Consider the following 17,181-nt stretch of genomic DNA (forward strand, 5'->3'; position numbering starts at 1 on the left):
GTATGGCGGACAGGGGGGTGGGGGCCGGCTCGGCGAGGCGAGTGCCGCTCGCCGTGCGCGTCTACGACGAGCTCCGGCGCGACCTCGCGACCGGAGAACTCGCGCCGACCGAGCGGCTCCGCGCCGAACGGCTGGCCAAGCGCTACGGCGTCTCGCGTACTCCGGTGCGCGAGGCGCTGGCTCGCCTGCAAGCCGATGGTCTCGTGCAGCGCCACCCCGACGGGCTCTACCTCTACCGCCCCCGCCTGAACGAACTCGATGAGCTCTACGAGCTACGAATTGTGCTGGAGTCGAGGGGTTTCCAGCGTATCTCCGGTGATCGGACGGTTCGGGTCCCCATGCCGACCGCGCACGACCTACCGACGGTGCGCGCCGAGCTGGCCCGCTGGCTCGACTTCCGCGACACCCCACCCGAACCCGGACCCGACCTCGTCGCCGCCGACGAGCAGTTCCACACCGAATTGCTGAGGGCGGCAGGCAATTCCGCCCTCGCCGAGGCACTGTCGGCGGTCTACCTTCGGGTTCGCCCGGTCCGCACCATGGACGTGCCGACCGCCGACCGCGTCGCGGCGATGACGGCCGATCACATCACCATCGCCGAACAGGTACTGGCAGGCGACGATGAACAGGCCCTGCGCACCCTCACCGACCACATCGAAACCTCCCGTGCACATGTGCGCGTGCGTGCCGAGCAAGCGATCGCCTTCACGAAACTCGGCCATGCTGTGCGTGATTGACCAGCGCCGTGGGCGCAACAGCAGCGCCGTCGTGCTGATATTCCAGAGGATCTCGTGATCGACACCGTCGTAGTTGTGGGCCACCAAGTTCCGGGTCGACTTGATCCGTCGCCACGACACCTCGGGGTAGGCGGCGATGAAGTCATCGGGCAAGCGTGCGACCGACTCACCCAGTCGGTGAAGCACTGCCTCGGAGGCCAGCCTGAGGTTCTGATCGGCGTCGTACGCTTCCTTGCCGCCGTTGATGAGGTGTGCTGCCATGTCGCTGAATGTGAGGAAGTCTTGCAAGCTTTTGATCGTCCGTGCGCTAACAGTGCAGCGACTCACAGCGGCTTGGCCTCGTCTCTGATCGGGTGGGGGCCGTCCGGCAGACCGCCTTCGGAAACAACGTCGACGTGGAGGCCTGTTAGTTCCTCCAGTTCGAAGACCAGATCAGCCATGTCGAACAGGTCGGCGTCGGAGTCGAAGCGAACCAGAAGGTCTATGTCGCTTCCGGATACGTCCTCGCCTCTCGAGGTGGAGCCGAAGATGCGGACTCGATGGGCTTTGTGGCGAGAGGCGAGCGCGATGATCTGGTCGCGGTGTCTGGCGACGACCCCGGATGGGCGTGGCCGAGCGACGGCCCGTAGTCGGGTCAGCATCATCGGAGACGGTCGTCGTGTTCCGGCTTCGTAGGCGGCGATCACCGATCGCGCTACACCGGATCGTGCCGCCAACTCGGCCTGCGTGAGGCCAGCGGCAAGTCGCAGGTCGAGGACGGTTTCCATGCCTCGATGATATCGGAGGATGCAGTCTGGGAGCGACCCTATTTGATCAGATACGGCGAGACCGAGCTGCGGTGTTCGCTGATGTCGAGGGCTTTGCCCAGGGGTGGGAAGGCGCGTTGGGGGCAGTTGGAGCGGACGCAGACTCGGCAGCCTGCGCCGATGGGGGTGGCGGTGGCTTCGCCGAGGTCGATGCCGTCGGCGTAGACGACGCGGCCCGCGTGGCGGAGTTCGCAGCCGAGGCCGATGGCGAAGGTTTTGCCGGGTTGGCCGTAGCGGGTGGCGCGGCGTTCGACGGTGCGGGCTACCCAGAGGTATTTGCGGCCGTCGGGCATCTGGGCGATCTGGGTCATGATCTTGCCGGGGTAGGCGAAGGTCTCGTAGACGTTCCACAGGGGGCAGGTGCCGCCGCTGGCGGAGAAATGGAAACCGGTGGCGGACTGGCGTTTCGACATATTGCCCGCGCGGTCGACGCGGACGAAGGAGAAGGGGACACCGCGCAGGGTGGGGCGTTGCAGGGTGGAAAGGCGGTGGCAGATGGTTTCGAAACTCTGCGAGAAGTGGGCCGAGAGGCGCTCGATGTCGTAGCGGAAGTTCTCGGCCACTTCGTGAAAGTGCGTGTAGGGCAACACCATCGCGGCCGCGAAGTAGTTGGCGAGGCCGAGCATCGCGAGTTTGCGTGAGGCGTCGGAGGCGAAATTGCCTTCGTCGACCAGCTTTTCGAGCAGTGCGCCACATTCGAGGTAGGCCAGTTCGGCGGCGAGTTTGAAGGTGCGCTGGCCGCCGGACAGGTGCGGGGCGATCTCGAGCTGCTTGGTCTCGGGGTCGAAATGGTGCAGCACGCCCTCGCCGAGGTCGATGCGCTCGCTGACCCGCACCCCGTGCGCGCGCAGCAGGCGCACGATCTCGGTGCTCACCTCCCCGCCGTGGAAACGGATGCGTGCGGTGAGAGCCTCTGCGGCGGTGTCCAATTCGTGGATGTAGTTCTGCCGCTGATAGAAGTAGTCGCGCACTTCCTCGTGCGGCTTGCTGATCGCGGCACTGCCGGAACCGTCGGCGAACCGGTCCTCGGTGGCGGCGGCCAATTGCGCGCTGGTGTTGCGGTAGCGGTTGTGCATGGCCACCAGGGCGCGGGCCATCGACGGATGCGCGGAGACCATGTCGGCGATCTGCTGGGTGTCGGCCTCGATGCCGAGCTCGGCGTCCATCACGACCTCGGACAGCTCGGCGATGAGCCGGGTGTCGTCCTGGGCGGAGAAGAAGGTGGGGTCGATGCCGAAGACCTCGTTGATGCGGGTGAGCACCGGCACGGTGAGTGGCCGCACGTCGTGTTCGATCTGGTTCAGATAGCTGGCCGAGATCTCGAGTTTCTGCGCGAGCGCGACCTGGCTGAGCCCACGTTCGGTACGCAGCTGGCGCAGCCGCGCACCGACATAGGTTTTGGCCATATGTCCAGTTTAGGGGCGTTTTCGCAGCCTTGCCAAGGGATTGTTAACAACGGCTTCGAGCTCTGTGTCACACCCCCGCGATACTGTCGTGGAGTGCTGTTCAGCGATGTCGTCACGGCCTCGGCGGCCGTGCGAGCGACCCGGTCGCGCAAGGCGAAAATCGCCGCGCTGGCCGAGCTTTTCGGTGCCGCCGGCCCGGCCGAGATCGGGACGGTGGTGGCGTGGTTGTCCGGTGAGCTGGTGCAGGGCCGGATCGGGGCCGGTTGGCGCACGGTGACGGGACTCGACACACCACCGAGCAGCGCCGCGAGCCTCACTGTCGCCGCCGTGGACGACATCTTCTCGCAGTTCACCGGCTTGACCGGCAAGGGATCCACCACCCGCCGCCGCGAACTGCTGACCGAGCTGTTCACCGCCGCCACCGCCGACGAGCAGTCCTTCCTGATCCGCTTGCTCACTGGCGAACTCCGCCAGGGCGCACTCACCGCGATCGTCGTCGAGGCCCTCGCCAAGTCCACCGGCATCCCCGTCGACGTGGTCCGCCGGGCTCACATGCTCTCGGGCCAACTCCCCGTCACCGCGATCGCCGCACTCGCCGGGGGCGAAGCTGCACTGTCGGCTTTCCGCCTCGAAGTCGGCCGTCCGGTAGCGCCCATGCTCGCCTCACCCGGCGGCTCGCTCGACGAGGCACTGGCCGAACTGGGCCCCGACATCACTGTCGAACACAAACTCGACGGCGCTCGCATCCAGGTCCACCGCGACGGCGACCAGGTCTGGGTCTTCACCAGAACCCTGCGCGACATCACCGCGGGCGTCCCGGAACTCGTCGACCTCGTCAAGACCCTCGACTGCACCACGGTTGTCCTCGACGGCGAAACCCTCGCACTCACCGACGCGGGCCGCCCACGCCCGTTCCAGGAGACGATGAGCAGATTCGCCACCATCGGCGACCCGCGCCAACTGCACCCGTACTTCTTCGACTGCCTGCACCTGGACGGCACCGACCTCATCGACGAACCTCTGCGTGTCCGCCGTGCAGCTCTGGAGCAGGTGGCCGGCGAGCACAGCATCCCCGCACTCATCGCGCCGACCGCCGAAGCCGCCGCCGACTGCTACGACGACGCGCTCGCGGTCGGCAACGAAGGCGTGATGGTCAAAGCACTCGACGCCCCCTACGCCGCGGGCCGGCGCGGCAAATCCTGGCAGAAGATCAAACCCGCCCACACCCTCGACCTGCTGGTGATCGGTGCCGAATGGGGCTACGGCCGCCGCACCGGGTTCCTGTCCAATCTGCATCTGGCCGCCCTCGACCCGGATACCGGGGAGCCGGTGATGGTCGGCAAGACGTTCAAGGGCCTCACCGACGAACTACTCCGCTGGCAGACCGAACAATTCCCGCACCACGAAACCCACCGCGACGCCCAGACCGTCTACCTGCGTCCGGAACTCGTCGTCGAGATCGCGCTCGACGGCGTCCAGACCAGTACCCGATATCCGGGTGGGGTGGCGCTGCGGTTCGCCCGCGTTGTCCGATATCGGCCGGACAAGGAACCCGCGCAGGCCGACACGATCGGCGCGGTGCGCGCCCTCGGCTGAGGTCGGCTCGGGCCGAACGCGACTTACCCGCAACAGTCTGGCAATCCGGCCCCGGCATGCGACACACTGTTCGGGTGAGCGCCGAACTAATGGTCCTGTTGATCGTCATCGTCACAGCTCTCGCCTTCGACTTCACCAACGGCTTCCACGACACGGCCAACGCGATGGCGACCTCGATCGCCACCGGCGCGTTGAAGCCGAAGACGGCGGTGGCCCTCTCGGGTGTGCTGAATCTGATCGGCGCGTTTCTGTCGGTGTCGGTGGCGGCGACGGTGGCCAAGGGCATCGTGAATTTGACCGAAGTGAGCGGGCAGCCCCTACTCGTCATCGTGTTCGCCGGGCTGGTCGGCGGCATCCTGTGGAACCTGTTGACCTGGCTGCTCGGCCTGCCGTCGAGTTCCTCGCACGCGCTGTTCGGCGGCCTGATCGGTTCGACGATCGCCGCGCTCGGCTGGAACGGCGTGATCTGGGCCTCGGGCTCGGAGGGTGTGCTGATCAAGATCGTGCTGCCCGCGTTCCTGGCGCCGGTGATCGCGGCGATGGTGGCGGCGCTCGGCACGTTCCTGGTGTACCGGATCACCCACGGCGTCGACAAGGCCAAGACCGACGAGGGGTTCCGCTGGGGCCAGATCGGCTCGGCCTCGCTGGTCTCGCTGGCGCACGGCACCAACGACGCGCAGAAGACGATGGGCATCATCTTCCTCGCGCTGGTCGCCTACGGTTCGCTGGAGGCCGACGACCACATGCCGCTGTGGGTGATGACCGCCTGTGCGGTCGCGATCGCGCTCGGCACCTACCTCGGCGGCTGGCGGATCATCCGCACCCTGGGCAAGGGCCTGGTCGAGATCGAGTCTCCGCAGGGCCTTGCGGCCGAATCGACCTCGGCGGCGATCATTCTCACCTCGGCGCACTTCGGGCTGCCGCTGTCGACCACGCAGACCGCGACCGGCGCGATCCTCGGCACCGGCCTCGGCAAGGGCGCGGAGGTGCGCTGGCGGGTGATGGGCCGGATGGCCGTGGCCTGGCTGCTGACCCTGCCGATGGCGGGCATCGTCGGCGCGATCTGCTGGGCGATCGCGAACTTCATCGGTGGGCTGCCGGGTGTGCTCGTGGTGTTCGGCATCCTGATCGCCGGGGCCTTGGGTATCTACCTTCGGTCGCGCCGCGACCCCGTCGGCACCCACAATGTGAACGAGTGGCCCGAGGGTCAGCCGCAGTCGCCGATCGACCAGAACCACGCCGGGTAGAGGGGAGCGAAAGTGCACACCGTGATCACCAATCTGAGTTCACTGTGGGAAGTGGTGCTCGCCGCACTGGTCTTCGGTGCGGGCGTGCCTGCCGTCTTCGCCGTCGCCGTGCGGTGGTGGGCCAATGCCGAGGCCGTCGACGCCGACGGCCGCGTGCATCGCAACTATCCCACGCTGGCGGGTGCGCTGATCTGCGTGTCGCTGATCGTGGTGGTGGTTGTCGCCGGAATCCTGTTCACCGCCAAGGCATTCATCGCCCATCAGTTCGGCATTCACCTGTTCGGCCAATCATGAGTGAGGACGACGCCATGACCGATCCGAACCCCACTCCCGCGAGCCCGTCGGTGCGCGGCAATCTGCTCTCGCGGGTGCTCGGCTGGTTGCGCGCGGGCTATCCGCAGGGTATTCCGCAGTCCGACTACGTCGCGTTGTTCGCGGTGCTGCACCGTCACCTCACCGACTACGAGGTGGTGACGATCGGCGAGCGACTGGTGGAAGCCAGCCGTCCCGGTGAAACGATCAGCGAAGCTGATATCGCCGCTGCCATCGCCGATTTCGCGAAGCAGCAGCCCGCGGCCGCCGATGTCTCGCGGGTGGCTTCGCATCTGGCGGCCGGTGGTTGGCCGTTGGCCGAACCGCTCGATGACGGTGAAGCCACTACCGAACAGAATTGATCGCACGCGAATTACGCAGTGCCGGTTCAATTGTGCGTGACAATGGCGAATCACCCGGCGTGCGTGCGCTCGCGCGCTAGCATGCATCCGTGGTTCGGCGTGCGGATGTAACCGATAGTGGTCGTAGTTATGGCGGATTGTCGCGCCAGCAGCGAGTTGCGCTGCGCCGCAACAGGTTGACCGACGCGGCACTGGAACTATTCGGTACCCAGGGATATTCGTCGACCTCGATCGAACGCCTGTGTTCGACCGCGAATGTGTCGACGCGCAGTTTCTATGAGGACATCGGTAGCCGCGAGGCATTACTGATCGCACTGGTCGACCGATTGAACGCCGCCGCGCTGAACCGCCTGGACGACGCCTTGGAACGCACCAGCGAACAGCCGCTGGTGGTGCGCGTGGTGGAAAGTTTCCGTGCGTTTCTCGCGGTGACGTGTCGTGATCGCCGGGCCGCGCGGGTTTTCTATGTCGAGGTCGTCGGCGTGAGTCCGGTGGTGGAGGAGTGGCGACGCGCCCAGCGACGGTCCATTTCGGCCCTGCTCACCAGGGAGGCGCAACGGGCCGCCGAACGCGGCGAAGCGGAATCGCGCAGCCTGCACCTGTTCGGGCTCGCGGTGATCGGGGCGGTGAATTCGCTCGCGCAGGAGATGGTGCACGCCACGGTGCCCGGTGACGCGATCTCGGTCGACGAGATCTGCGACGAGATCGCCCATTGGGTACAGGCGCGTCAGCGGTCCTGAGCTGCGCACGGCCGGAGCGAAGGCGGAGGTACGCCTACTTCATCCGCTCTGGGCTCACGGTCCGCACCGCGGTCGCACCCACCACATAGCTGAGCACAACAAAAAACGGGAGACACCCGAATCGGATGCCTCCCGCTTTCAGTGGGAAATCAGATGCCCATGCCCTGAGCCAGGATCGGCCACGACTCGTGCAGCGCCGACTCCCAGTACGGCCAGTAGTGGGTGCCCATCGGGGTGAACTGGTAGGTCGCCGGGATACCCAGCGAGTCCAGCTTGGCCTTCAGGTTCTGGCTGCAAGCGTTGGTCGCGGCTTCGATACCGATGCCGAGACCCAGGTTCACCACACCCATCGGGCCGGGCGAACCGTTGAGGTAGTAGGCGACGTCGGCGTTGGTCGGCATACCGCTACCGCTGGAGATGTAGAGGTTGGTGCCACGCAGCTTCTCGGCGTTGATGACCGGGTCGTTCTCGACCCAGGCCGGATCGTTGTCCGGGCCGTACATGTTGACGGTCTTGCCGCCGGCCCAGGTCTCCACGGAGAACTTGACGGCCTGCTTGCCCATCGGGTCGGCGATCTGCGCGCAGCCACTGTAGGCGGCGACGGACTTGAACAGACCCGGGTTGGCCTCGGCCAGCTGCAGCACCGAGGTACCGGAGGTGGACAGGCCTGCCAGCGAGTTCAGGCCGGTCGAGTTCAGGGTGCTGTCGAGCAGCGGCGGAAGCTCCTGGGTGAAGAAGGTGCTCCACTTGTTCAGACCCAGCTTCGGGTCTTCCTGCTTCCAGTCGGCGTAGTAGCTGCCACGGCCGCCGACCGGCTGGATCACGTTGACCTGCTTGTCGGCCAGGAACTCCAGCGCCTGGGTCTGGGCGGCCCAGCTGGCCGTGCCCTCGCCACCGTCGAGGCCGTTGAGCATGTAGAAGTTGGGGGCGGGCTTGGACTCGTCGACGGGACGCTGCACCTCGATGGTGATGTCCTTCTTCATCGCCGCCGAATACACCTTCAGGTGCCACACGCGACCGTCCTTGACGACCGACGACACGGCAGAGGGCTTCTCGGGGGCGGCGGACGCGGCGCCACCGGCGACAACGGCCACCGACAACGCGGCGGTCAGAGCCATGGCGGTGGTACGCAGCGAGGCCACGTTACGTAGGGCAGTGAGCTTCATCGAACAGTCGGTTCCAGTCCACGCGCCCTGTCGGGCACGTCATCGCAGTTCTTCCCCTGGTCGGTCGAGAGCATAGGCGCTCGACCCCCGTGGGGCTGTCAGATCCTCCGACATTCTATGTCCTCTCACAGGACAGAATCGTTACCGGTTCACATTTCTGGGTGACCTCGAGCACGCTTCATGTTCTCCACCCCGACGGTTAACCGGGACGCAATATCGGCGCGGATTCGGAAATGCCGCCGCAACCGGGCGCTCTTATGGTGACGAGCATGGGTAAGGAAATCCCCGGTAGCGCGACCACCGGGATCGAGATCACTGGGTTGAGCAAGACCTTCACGGTAGGACGCAACACCGTCAACGCGCTCGATTCGGTCGATTTGCGGACTTCTCACGGTGCGTTTCTGTCCCTGCTCGGACCGTCCGGCTGCGGCAAATCGACGGTGCTGCGGATTCTGGCCGGCCTCGACGAACCGAGTGCGGGCACCGCGCGGATCAACGGCCTTTCGCCGGAACAATTGCGCGGTGGCCATCAGCTCGGCATCGCCTTCCAGGATTCGGCACTGCTGCCGTGGCGCAGTGTGGAGTCCAATATCCGGTTGCCGTTGCAGGTGGCAGGGCTGCCCGCCGAACCGGAGCGGATCGCCGAACTGATCGCGCTGGTGGGTCTGGAAGGGTTCGAGAAGGCCAAGCCCGCGCAGTTGTCCGGTGGTATGCGCCAACGGGTTTCGATCGCGCGGGCGCTGGTGGTGCAACCGTCGGTGCTGCTGCTCGACGAACCGTTCGGCGCGCTCGACGACATGACAAGGCAGCGGCTGAATCTGGAACTGCTGCGCATCTGGACCGAGAAGCCCGCGACCACTCTGATGGTCACCCACGGCATCTCCGAGGCGGTGTTCCTCTCCGATGTGGTGGCGGTGATGAGCCCGCGACCGGGGCGGGTGCTGGAACTGGTCGAGATCGATCTGCCGCGTCCGCGCACGCCCGAGATGATGCGCACGCCCGAATTCCACAAGCTCTGCGACTACCTGTCCGAGCTGCTGTTCGGGCGGGGTGGAGTCGCATGAGTGTGGCTGTGGCCCAGCGTATTCCGTCGTGGCTCGGGATGAGCCGGATCGCCGGCGCGCTCGGGGTCGTCGGGCTGATCGGGTTCTGGTGGGCGCTGGCCGCCGCGGGCACCGCGGGCGGGACGATTCCCAGTCCGTGGCGCGTGCTGTCCACCATGTGGTCGGACGGCTGGGGCCTCTACGGGCCGAACTTCCAGGTCACCGCGCTCGGGGCACTGCAGGGCTTCCTGTGGGGAAATGTGCTGGCTATCGGGCTGGCGGCGCTGATCATGGTGGTGCCGCGCATCGAACCCCTCGCCACCCAGTTGGCGATCCTGAGCTACTGCACGCCGCTGGTGGCGCTGGGCCCGATCATCCTGGTGGTGTTCGGTGGGCGCACCCCCACGGTGTTCCTGGCCGCGATGTACTGCTTCTTCACCACCATGGTCGGCGCGGTGAGCGGATTGCGTTCGGCCGACCCGGCCAGCCTGGATCTGGTGCGCGCCTACGGCGGTGGCCGCTGGCAGCAGCTGTATCGCGTCCGGGCCATCGCCGCACTGCCGAATACGTTCGCCGCCTTGAAGATCGCCGCGCCGTCGGCCGTGCTCGGCGCCATCATCGGTGAATATCTGGGTGGCGTCGACAGCGGCATCGGGGTCGCTCTGACGGCCGCGCAGACCGCCTACAACGTGCCGCGCACGTGGGGCATGGCGATCGCCGCCGCCGCGCTGGCCGGGCTCGGGTATCTGCTGGTGGCGGGCGCGGCCCGGTTGATCACGCCGTGGACGGCAGAGGAGGCAGCGCGATGACAATCACCGTTGTACGCCGGATCGGGCGCTTTCTGCTGCCGCTGGCGACGTCCCTGATCCTGCTGCTCGTCATCTGGACGCTGTTCCTTCGACTGTTCCCGCAGATCGGGCCCCGTGTGGGCAAGACGCCGTCGGATGTGTGGGCCTACCTGGTGACCTCGGCGGGTGCGCCGAGCGCGCGGCAGGCGATCTTCGACGACCTCGCGATCACCCTCGGCGACGCGGCATCGGGTTTCCTCGTCGGAATGTTCGGCGCGCTCGGCGTCGCCGCGCTGTTCGTGCTGTATTCGGCGGTGCAGCAGACCTTCATGCCGGTCGCGATGCTGTTGCGGTCGGTGCCGCTGGTGGCGCTGTGTCCGATCATCGTGCTGATCTTCGGCCGTGGCACGGCCGGGGTGACGGTGCTGACGGCGATCGTCGTGTTCTTCCCCGCCCTGGTGATGATCATGACCGGGCTGCGTGAAGCACCAAGACAGGCAATGGAATTGGTGACCGCCTACGGTGGCTCGCGCTGGACGCGACTGCGCATGGTCGCGGTGCCCGCCGCGCTGCCGTCGGTGTTCGCCGCGGCCAGGGTCTCGGTGCCCGGCGCGTTGATCGGCGCACTGCTCGGCGAATGGCTGGGCAGCGGAACGGGATTGGGTGCCAGCCTGGTGCGGGCCATCCCGATGTTCCAGTACAACCGGCTCTGGGCCTCGATCGTGGTGGTCACGGTGGTCTCGGTGCTGCTGTACGCGATTGTCGGCGTGATCGAAAACCTGGTGCTCGCGCGATTCGGTCCGAGCGCGGGTAAGGAATAGCGGCGGAACGCAACCGCAAAGAGAACGAAACGCGGCGAATCTACATTCTGCGTATGAACAGTATCGACCGTCGTTCCTTTCTCCGCTTTTCCGCACTGACCGGCGCCGCGCTCGGCGGCGCCGGTCTGCTCGCCGCTTGTGGCGGTAGTTCGGCCACTTCCTCGAACGGCTCGACCGACGACGGTTCGAAATACGGCAAGGTCGCTGTCCAGTTGTCCTGGATCAAGAACATCGAATTCGCGGGTGAGTATTTCGCGGATTCGAAAGGCTATTTCAAGGATGCGGGATTCGGTGGGGTAGACCTCGTCGCGGGTGGTGCGGCGTCGACTTCGGTGGAAGCCGGACTCGATACCGGCAAGATCTGGCTCGGCCTTTCCGCGCCGCAGACCACCGCGCCCGCCATCCTGGAGGGGCTGCCCGCCAAGATCGTCGGCGCGACCTTCCAGAAGAACCCGTTCGCGATCGTCAGTTCGGCGGCCAAGCCGATCAAGTCGCCCGCGGATATGAAGGGCCGCAAGATCGGCGTGCAGGACACCAACCAGCTCATCTTCAACGCGCTGCTGGCCGCCAACGGCATCAGCCCCGGCGAGGTGACGGTGGTGCCCGCGCAGTTCGATCCGACCCCGCTGGCCAACGGTGAGGTCGACGGCTGGGTGAGCTACGTGACCAACGAGCCGATCACCCTGGCCGCCAAGGGCTTCGCCAACGAGCACTTCCTGTTCGCCGACTTCGGTCTGCCGCTGGTCGCCGAGACGTTGACCGTCAGCCAGCACACCATCGACAACGAGCGCGACAAGCTCAAGGCCTTCCTGATCGCCGAGATCAAGGGCTGGAAGGACGCCGTCGCCAGCCCCGCCGAGTCCGCGCGCCTGGCCGTCGAGGTCTACGGCAAGGACCTCAAGCTCGACCTGGCCGAGCAGACCAAGGAGGCCACCGCGCAGAACGACCTGGTGGTTTCGGCCTCGACCAAGACCGATGGGCTGCTGACGATGTCGGACGCGCTGATCGAACAGAACATCGCCGCCCTGCGCACCGCCAAGATCGACATCAAGGCCGACCAGCTGTTCGACATGTCGATCATTCGCGAGATCTACGCGGAGAACCCCGGCTTGAAGTAGGTCTGACAAGGCTCGGCCGCCTTGATCTGCCCGAAGGGAGCGCGGATCAAGGCGGCCAGGCCGAAGGACGACCTATATCGCCATACCCACTGAAGCGTGGGAGCCGTAGTCGCGCTGGGCGGTCAGGCGCAGGCCCGCGCGGGAGGCGAGGAAGTCTGCGGTGATGAACACGGCCGTCTCGGCGGGGGTGCGCGGACCCGATTCCAGACCGGCGGGCACGTGCACGCGGGCCAGGGTCGGCTCGTCGAAACCGCCTGCACGCAGGTCGTCGAGACGCCGTGCCTGGTCGGCGGGGGTGCCGAGGGCGGCGAGGTAGCCGAGCTCGGGTAGTCGTAAGGCCACGGTGAGCAGCGGGATCTCGAAGCGCGGCTCGTTGGCGAGCACCACGATCGCGGTTTCGGAGTCGATCTCGCCCGCGGCCGCGAGGGTGTTGAGGTAGCGGTGCGGCCAGTCGACGACCACTTCGGCGCCGGGGAACGAGGCCGGGTCGGCGAACTCGGGGCGCGAGTCGCAGATGCTCACCCGGTAGCCGATCATCCGCGCCTGCGCCACGAGGGTGGCCGCGTAGGCGTTGGCGCCGAAGATGATCAGGCGCGGCGGCGGGCAGTACGAGGCGACGAACAGATCCGACTCGGGCAGCGCGACGAGCTCGGTCGCGTGCTTGCGGTCGGTGACCAGATGCTGGCCGATCACATCGGGATCCTGATTCCACACCACGGTGAACACGGTGACCCGGCGATGGGCCTGAATATCCGCGGCGATGGTGGGGAATTCGGGAAAATCTCGGCAGGAGAACGGCTCTACGAAAATGTCGACGAGCGTGCCGTCGTCGGCGCTCGATTCCAAACCGGTGAGCATGCTGTAGCGACGTAGTTGCCGGACGCCGGTGCGGCCCGCTTCCAGTGCCGCCTCGTACACGGTCTCTTCCAGGCGACCGGAGGCGATGGATCCGAAGACGCCACCGTTGGGGGTGACGAGCATCGAGGAGCCGATCGGCAGGGAATTGGTGCCGATGGTACGGACCACGGTGGCGAGGCCGCCCGTACGGCCCGAATGCCACACTCGCAGAAGGTCATCGACGATATCGCGCATATCTCAAATCTCCGATCACCGTGCGCCGACTCCCGGGAAATCGCGATCGGTCCCTGTCGCCAAGTCGTCGCACGTGACGCACACCATATCCTGTCGACCGCCCAAATAGGAACCGGCCCCGTAATCACCTGCGGCAACAGCGGAAATGGCTTCCCAGTGCTTGTTCTCGATCACAACGGGGTGTCCAAGTGTGTTGTGAAACACAGCGCGAGAAAGTCCGCTCTGATTCGAACGTGCCGCGGCGAGCACCCTGGCGACCACATCTGCCCCGACATCGGGAGTATCGACGGGGAAAAAGGCCACGTAGCGGGTGCCCGTTTCGGTGGCGGCGCGCAGGCCCGCGCGCACCGTCGCGGCGAGGCCGGTCGCCCAGTCGGCGACCCACCGCCACTCGGTGCCGTCGGGCAGTCCGAGCGCGCTCGGATCGGGTCCGGTGGCGCCGAGCATGACGATCACCGGATCGCAGCCACCGTCGCGCAGGGTGGTGATCGCCGAGCGCAACCAGGCGCCGTTTTCGGCGAGTGCCTTGGGTTTGCCGTACCGCGTGCCCGCACCCGCCGCGAGGACGATGCCCGCGCACTTCGAGTGCGCGGCAGGGGCGAGTGGGGGCATGTGAGCGAAGGTAATGACGCAATGTTGCCGGTCGATTACAGCGGGGGAGCGCAGCGACGACGACACGCCGACGTGATGGATTGCACAGCGGTGGCGACAGGCCGGGGATCGCGCGATGCTGGATCGATGACGAGCGAAGGGTTGAGTCTCGCGGGTTTCAACGACCTACCTGCGACGATCGCCGAAGAAGCATTGCTTGCCTGTTGCTCGGCACCACGCTGGGGCAGGGCAATCGTGGCCGCGCGCCCGTATGCCACCACACAATCGCTGCTGGAGGTGGCCGATGCGACGTCGGCCGCGCTCGACGACGCCGACATCGACGAGGCGCTGGCCGGACACCCGCGCATCGGCGACCGCCCGACCTCGGCGGCGTCGGCGCGTGAGCAGGCCGGAGTGGCCGATGACGTGCGTGCGGCGCTGGCCGAGGGCAATCGCGCTTACGAGGCGAAGTTCGGTCATATCTACCTGGTCTGCGCGGCAGGGCGAAGCGGTGAGGAACTGCTCGCGGTTCTGCGGGCGCGGTTGGACAACGATCCGGCTACCGAAAGGCAGGTCATGCGAACGGAATTGGCGAAGATCAACCGGCTGCGTCTGGCAGGGCTGGTGGTCTCATGACGAGCTTGAGTACGCACGTTCTCGATGCCGTGCGCGGGGTGCCCGCCGCGGGGGTCGCGGTGTGGCTGGTGCGCGACGAGCTGCGGCTCACCGAGGCGCTCACCGATGCCGACGGCCGGGTGAAAGAGCTTGCGGCAGGGTTGAATCCGGGCGACTACCACCTGTTCTTCGATACCGGCAGCTACTTCGCCGCCCAGGGCACCGAGACCTTCTATCCCGAAGTCCGCGTCACCTTCACGGTGGGTGAGCAGCCGCATCTGCACGTGCCGCTGCTGCTGTCGCCGTTCGCCTATTCCACCTACCGAGGGAGCTGAGATGTCACTGAGTGGTCCGATCGTGTTGACCGACAACCGATATGGCAAGGCCGAGAACCGGGTTGTGCGTTTCTGCAAGGAGAACGCGCGCCACGAGATCCGCGACGTGAACGTCTCCACCACCCTGCGTGGTGATTTCGCGGCGGCATATACCGATGGTGACCAGCGTCACGTTCTGCCGACCGACACCCAGAAACACATGGCGTTCGTCTTCGCGAAGAAGCCCGGCCTCGACACCATCGAGGAGTACGCGATCGCGCTGGCGAAGCACTTCGTCGACACGGTCGAACCGGTGTCGAGTGCGCGGATCGACGTGGATTCCTATGACTGGCAGCGTGTCTCGGTCGACGGTGCCGAACACGATCACACCTGGGTGCGGCAGGGGCCCGAGGTGCGTACGGCCGCGGTGACCGTGGCGGGCAAGGGCGGGCAACAGCAGGGCTGGGTGATCGGTGGGATCAAGGACCTGGTGCTGCTCAAGTCGACCGGCTCTGAGTTCGCCGACTTCCTCACCGACGAGTTCACGACCCTCGCGCCCACCCACGATCGGGTGCTGGCCAGCTCGCTGGTGGTGCAGTGGCGATTCGCCGAGACCGCCGGATTCGACTGGGACGAGCTGTACGCCGGAATTCGCGCCACACTGCTCGAGCTGTTCGCGACCACCTATTCCAAGGCGCTGCAGCAGACGCTGTACGCGATGGGAACCGCTGTGCTGGAACGGTTTCCGATGCTCGCCGAGATCCGGTTGTCGGCGCCGAACAAACACCACTTCGACTACGACCTGGCGCGATTCGAGATCGAGAACAACAGTGAGGTGTTCTGGGCGGCGGATCGTCCGTACGGCTCGATCCACGCCACCCTGGCCCGCGCGGACGCGCCCGACGCAGGCATCGCGTGGCAGCCATGACCGACCTGCTGATCTACGGATGCGCGGTGGTGACCGTCGACGCGGCGGGCACCGAATACCGGGATGGCTGGGTCACGGTGCGTGGCAACAGGATCGAGGCCGTCGGTGCGGGTACGCCGCCGGAGGTCGGGCCCGAGGTGGCGCGGATCGACGGGCGGGGCTGTGTGCTCACGCCCGGTCTGGTCAACACCCATCACCACCTGTACCAGTGGATCACCCGGGGGATCGCCGCCGACAACACCTTGTTCGAGTGGTTGACCACGCTGTATCCGGTGTGGGCGCGGATCGACGAGAAGTCGGTGCGCACGGCCGCGACCGGTGCGCTCGTTTCGCTGGCACGCAGTGGGTGCACGACGTCGTCGGATCACCATTACGTGTTCCCGTGCGGTGGGGGCGACCTGCTCGCTGCGGAGATCGGGGCGGCGGCCGAGGTGGGGCTGCGGTTCCATCCGGCGCGTGGGTCGATGGATCTCGGACAGAGCAAAGGCGGGCTGCCGCCGGATTCGGTGGTCGAGTCGATCGACGACATTCTCGCCGCGAGTGCCGCGGCCATCTCGGACTGGCACGATCCGTCCTTCGACGCGATGGTGCGGATCGCGCTCGCCCCGTGCTCGCCGTTCTCGGTGACCGCCGACCTCATGCGCGAGTCCGCGGCGCTGGCTCGTTCGGCCGGGGTGCGGCTGCACACCCACCTCGCGGAAACCCTCGATGAGCAGGAATTCTGCCAGGACAAGTTCGGCTGCACGCCCGCCGAGTACATGGAACAGCTCGGCTGGCTCGGCGATGACGTCTGGTACGCCCACGCCGTGCACCTCGACGATCCGGCGATCGCCGCGATGGCTCGGACCGGGACCGGGATCGCGCACTGCCCGACGTCCAACGGCCGGTTGGGCGCGGGAATCGCGCGCACCGCCGACCTGGTGGCCGCCGGTGTGCCGGTGGGTCTCGGTGTCGACGGTGCCGCCAGTAACGAGTCGAGTTCGATGATCGAGGAACCGCGCAACGCGCTGCTGTACGCGCGGGCGGTCGGCGGGCCGCGGGCGATGTCGGTGCGTGCGGCGCTGGAACTGGCGACGATGGGTGGGGCGCGGGTGCTCGGGCGGGCCGAGGAGATCGGGTCGATCGAGCCGGGCAAGCTGGCCGATCTGGCTCTGTGGCGGCTCGACACGCCTGCTCACGCGGGTATCGAAGACCCGGTCGTCGCGCTGATTCTCGGGTCGGCGCCGCCGCTGGCCGCGCTGCTGGTGAACGGGCGTGAGGTCGTTCGTGACGATGTGGTGCTGACGGTGGACGAGGCGGCGGTGGGTGCTGATGTGGCCCAGGCGCAGGCGACACTGCTGGCCGGTGGGTGATTTCGCCATGCGGTGTGGTCCGGGATCGCGAGTGTCGACCGTGCGCGCGGGGTGTGACTGATGTCGACCGCGCGGGCGCGGTCGGCCAGCGACCCAGCTCGGCCTCGCCCGGGGACGGCGCCGCTCGTGGCAGGGCAGATTGCCGGT

Annotated in this window: 19 protein-coding genes and 1 pseudogene; 14 read left to right on the forward strand and 6 right to left on the reverse strand. The window is 66.7% G+C overall.

The features are described from left to right. Positions 1-2 precede the first annotated feature (2 nt). Complete coding sequence (locus tag ACFWUP_RS27515) at positions 3-737, forward strand: GntR family transcriptional regulator (protein WP_379238876.1); 735 nt, start codon at positions 3-5, stop codon at positions 735-737. 36 nt (positions 738-773) lie between these two features. Here the strand turns inward: ACFWUP_RS27515 and ACFWUP_RS27520 are convergent. The 3 genes and pseudogenes from ACFWUP_RS27520 to ramB all read right to left on the reverse strand — a co-directional run. Beyond that, positions 774-998: pseudogene (locus ACFWUP_RS27520) on the reverse strand (DUF86 domain-containing protein); the annotation flags it as partial. A 62-nt stretch (positions 999-1,060) separates the two neighbouring features. Further along, a complete protein-coding gene (locus ACFWUP_RS27525; RefSeq protein ID WP_379238877.1) occupies positions 1,061-1,504 on the reverse strand; it encodes a helix-turn-helix domain-containing protein in 444 nt (147 codons plus the stop codon). 38 nt (positions 1,505-1,542) lie between these two features. Further along, the gene (gene ramB / locus ACFWUP_RS27530; protein ID WP_379238878.1) at positions 1,543-2,949 is read right to left on the reverse strand and encodes an acetate metabolism transcriptional regulator RamB; all 1,407 of its coding nucleotides are present in this window, start codon (positions 2,947-2,949) and stop codon (positions 1,543-1,545) included. Positions 2,950-3,042: 93 nt separating this feature from the next. Between ramB and ACFWUP_RS27535 the strand changes: the two genes are divergently transcribed. The 5 genes from ACFWUP_RS27535 to ACFWUP_RS27555 all read left to right on the forward strand — a co-directional run bounded on the left by ACFWUP_RS27535 (position 3,043) and on the right by ACFWUP_RS27555 (position 7,206). Continuing rightward, positions 3,043-4,545: an ATP-dependent DNA ligase gene (locus tag ACFWUP_RS27535; protein WP_379238879.1), complete on the forward strand. Its 1,503-nt coding sequence runs from the start codon at positions 3,043-3,045 to the stop codon at positions 4,543-4,545. A gap of 74 nt (positions 4,546-4,619) precedes the next feature. Continuing rightward, positions 4,620-5,792 carry an anion permease gene (locus ACFWUP_RS27540; protein WP_379238880.1) on the forward strand — a complete coding sequence of 391 codons (1,173 nt, stop codon included), beginning with the start codon at positions 4,620-4,622 and terminating at the stop codon, positions 5,790-5,792. 21 nt (positions 5,793-5,813) lie between these two features. Beyond that, positions 5,814-6,086: a hypothetical protein gene (locus ACFWUP_RS27545; protein WP_379238881.1), complete on the forward strand. Its 273-nt coding sequence runs from the start codon at positions 5,814-5,816 to the stop codon at positions 6,084-6,086. A gap of 14 nt (positions 6,087-6,100) precedes the next feature. Then, complete coding sequence (locus ACFWUP_RS27550) at positions 6,101-6,466, forward strand: DUF3349 domain-containing protein (protein WP_379238882.1); 366 nt, start codon at positions 6,101-6,103, stop codon at positions 6,464-6,466. 89 nt (positions 6,467-6,555) lie between these two features. Beyond that, positions 6,556-7,206 carry a TetR/AcrR family transcriptional regulator gene (locus tag ACFWUP_RS27555; protein ID WP_379238883.1) on the forward strand — a complete coding sequence of 217 codons (651 nt, stop codon included), beginning with the start codon at positions 6,556-6,558 and terminating at the stop codon, positions 7,204-7,206. A 149-nt stretch (positions 7,207-7,355) separates the two neighbouring features. Here the strand turns inward: ACFWUP_RS27555 and ACFWUP_RS27560 are convergent, their stop codons facing one another. Then, positions 7,356-8,372: an alpha/beta hydrolase gene (locus ACFWUP_RS27560; RefSeq protein WP_379238884.1), complete on the reverse strand. Its 1,017-nt coding sequence runs from the start codon at positions 8,370-8,372 to the stop codon at positions 7,356-7,358. Positions 8,373-8,641: 269 nt separating this feature from the next. On the opposite strand from ACFWUP_RS27560, the gene ACFWUP_RS27565 reads away from it, so the two are divergent. From ACFWUP_RS27565 to ACFWUP_RS27580, 4 genes are read left to right on the forward strand one after another with little or no spacing between them, the layout of a single operon-like run. Continuing rightward, complete coding sequence (locus ACFWUP_RS27565) at positions 8,642-9,436, forward strand: ABC transporter ATP-binding protein (protein WP_379238885.1); 795 nt, start codon at positions 8,642-8,644, stop codon at positions 9,434-9,436. Continuing rightward, positions 9,433-10,224 carry an ABC transporter permease gene (locus ACFWUP_RS27570; protein ID WP_379238886.1) on the forward strand — a complete coding sequence of 264 codons (792 nt, stop codon included), beginning with the start codon at positions 9,433-9,435 and terminating at the stop codon, positions 10,222-10,224. Before ACFWUP_RS27565 ends, ACFWUP_RS27570 begins: the two co-directional genes overlap by 4 nt. Continuing rightward, positions 10,221-11,024 carry an ABC transporter permease gene (locus ACFWUP_RS27575; protein WP_379238887.1) on the forward strand — a complete coding sequence of 268 codons (804 nt, stop codon included), beginning with the start codon at positions 10,221-10,223 and terminating at the stop codon, positions 11,022-11,024. The genes ACFWUP_RS27570 and ACFWUP_RS27575 overlap by 4 nt, the downstream gene beginning before the upstream one ends. Before the next feature lie 53 nt (positions 11,025-11,077). Next, positions 11,078-12,142, forward strand: coding sequence for an ABC transporter substrate-binding protein (locus tag ACFWUP_RS27580; RefSeq protein WP_379238888.1), 1,065 nt, complete (start codon positions 11,078-11,080; stop codon positions 12,140-12,142). A gap of 72 nt (positions 12,143-12,214) precedes the next feature. Here ACFWUP_RS27580 and ACFWUP_RS27585 read toward each other — a convergent pair whose 3' ends face one another. Further along, entirely contained in the window at positions 12,215-13,234 is a 1,020-nt protein-coding gene (locus ACFWUP_RS27585) for an XdhC family protein (RefSeq protein ID WP_379238889.1), read from the reverse strand. Between the two features lie 15 nt (positions 13,235-13,249). Next, on the reverse strand, positions 13,250-13,846 hold the full coding sequence (locus ACFWUP_RS27590) for an NTP transferase domain-containing protein (RefSeq protein ID WP_379238890.1): 597 nt from the start codon (positions 13,844-13,846) through the stop codon (positions 13,250-13,252). A 126-nt stretch (positions 13,847-13,972) separates the two neighbouring features. Between ACFWUP_RS27590 and uraD the strand changes: the two genes are divergently transcribed. Genes uraD through ACFWUP_RS27610 form a run of 4 tightly spaced genes read left to right on the forward strand, consistent with a single transcriptional unit; the run spans position 13,973 to position 17,034 of the window. Beyond that, positions 13,973-14,461, forward strand: coding sequence for a 2-oxo-4-hydroxy-4-carboxy-5-ureidoimidazoline decarboxylase (gene uraD / locus ACFWUP_RS27595; protein ID WP_379238891.1), 489 nt, complete (start codon positions 13,973-13,975; stop codon positions 14,459-14,461). Further along, complete coding sequence (gene uraH / locus ACFWUP_RS27600) at positions 14,458-14,775, forward strand: hydroxyisourate hydrolase (RefSeq protein ID WP_379238892.1); 318 nt, start codon at positions 14,458-14,460, stop codon at positions 14,773-14,775. Before uraD ends, uraH begins: the two co-directional genes overlap by 4 nt. A 1-nt stretch (position 14,776) precedes the next feature. After that, on the forward strand, positions 14,777-15,682 hold the full coding sequence (pucL, locus tag ACFWUP_RS27605) for a factor-independent urate hydroxylase (RefSeq protein WP_379238893.1): 906 nt from the start codon (positions 14,777-14,779) through the stop codon (positions 15,680-15,682). Continuing rightward, on the forward strand, positions 15,679-17,034 hold the full coding sequence (locus tag ACFWUP_RS27610) for an 8-oxoguanine deaminase (RefSeq protein WP_379238894.1): 1,356 nt from the start codon (positions 15,679-15,681) through the stop codon (positions 17,032-17,034). Before pucL ends, ACFWUP_RS27610 begins: the two co-directional genes overlap by 4 nt. Positions 17,035-17,181 lie beyond the last annotated feature (147 nt).

This window comes from Nocardia sp. NPDC058658 (assembly GCF_042716665.1).
Taxonomy (GTDB): domain Bacteria; phylum Actinomycetota; class Actinomycetes; order Mycobacteriales; family Mycobacteriaceae; genus Nocardia.

Coding starts and splice junctions, on each gene's coding strand:
- ACFWUP_RS27570 (WP_379238886.1), top strand. CDS start 9,433: ATGAGTGTGGCTGTGGCCCAGCGTATTCCGTCGTGGCTCGGGATGAGC.
- ACFWUP_RS27590 (WP_379238890.1), bottom strand. CDS start 13,846: ATGCCCCCACTCGCCCCTGCCGCGCACTCGAAGTGCGCGGGCATCGTC.
- ACFWUP_RS27610 (WP_379238894.1), top strand. CDS start 15,679: ATGACCGACCTGCTGATCTACGGATGCGCGGTGGTGACCGTCGACGCG.
- uraD (WP_379238891.1), top strand. CDS start 13,973: ATGACGAGCGAAGGGTTGAGTCTCGCGGGTTTCAACGACCTACCTGCG.
- ramB (WP_379238878.1), bottom strand. CDS start 2,949: ATGGCCAAAACCTATGTCGGTGCGCGGCTGCGCCAGCTGCGTACCGAA.
- ACFWUP_RS27525 (WP_379238877.1), bottom strand. CDS start 1,504: ATGGAAACCGTCCTCGACCTGCGACTTGCCGCTGGCCTCACGCAGGCC.
- ACFWUP_RS27565 (WP_379238885.1), top strand. CDS start 8,642: ATGGGTAAGGAAATCCCCGGTAGCGCGACCACCGGGATCGAGATCACT.
- ACFWUP_RS27560 (WP_379238884.1), bottom strand. CDS start 8,372: ATGAAGCTCACTGCCCTACGTAACGTGGCCTCGCTGCGTACCACCGCC.
- ACFWUP_RS27515 (WP_379238876.1), top strand. CDS start 3: ATGGCGGACAGGGGGGTGGGGGCCGGCTCGGCGAGGCGAGTGCCGCTC.
- uraH (WP_379238892.1), top strand. CDS start 14,458: ATGACGAGCTTGAGTACGCACGTTCTCGATGCCGTGCGCGGGGTGCCC.
- ACFWUP_RS27580 (WP_379238888.1), top strand. CDS start 11,078: ATGAACAGTATCGACCGTCGTTCCTTTCTCCGCTTTTCCGCACTGACC.
- ACFWUP_RS27575 (WP_379238887.1), top strand. CDS start 10,221: ATGACAATCACCGTTGTACGCCGGATCGGGCGCTTTCTGCTGCCGCTG.
- ACFWUP_RS27585 (WP_379238889.1), bottom strand. CDS start 13,234: ATGCGCGATATCGTCGATGACCTTCTGCGAGTGTGGCATTCGGGCCGT.
- pucL (WP_379238893.1), top strand. CDS start 14,777: ATGTCACTGAGTGGTCCGATCGTGTTGACCGACAACCGATATGGCAAG.
- ACFWUP_RS27550 (WP_379238882.1), top strand. CDS start 6,101: ATGACCGATCCGAACCCCACTCCCGCGAGCCCGTCGGTGCGCGGCAAT.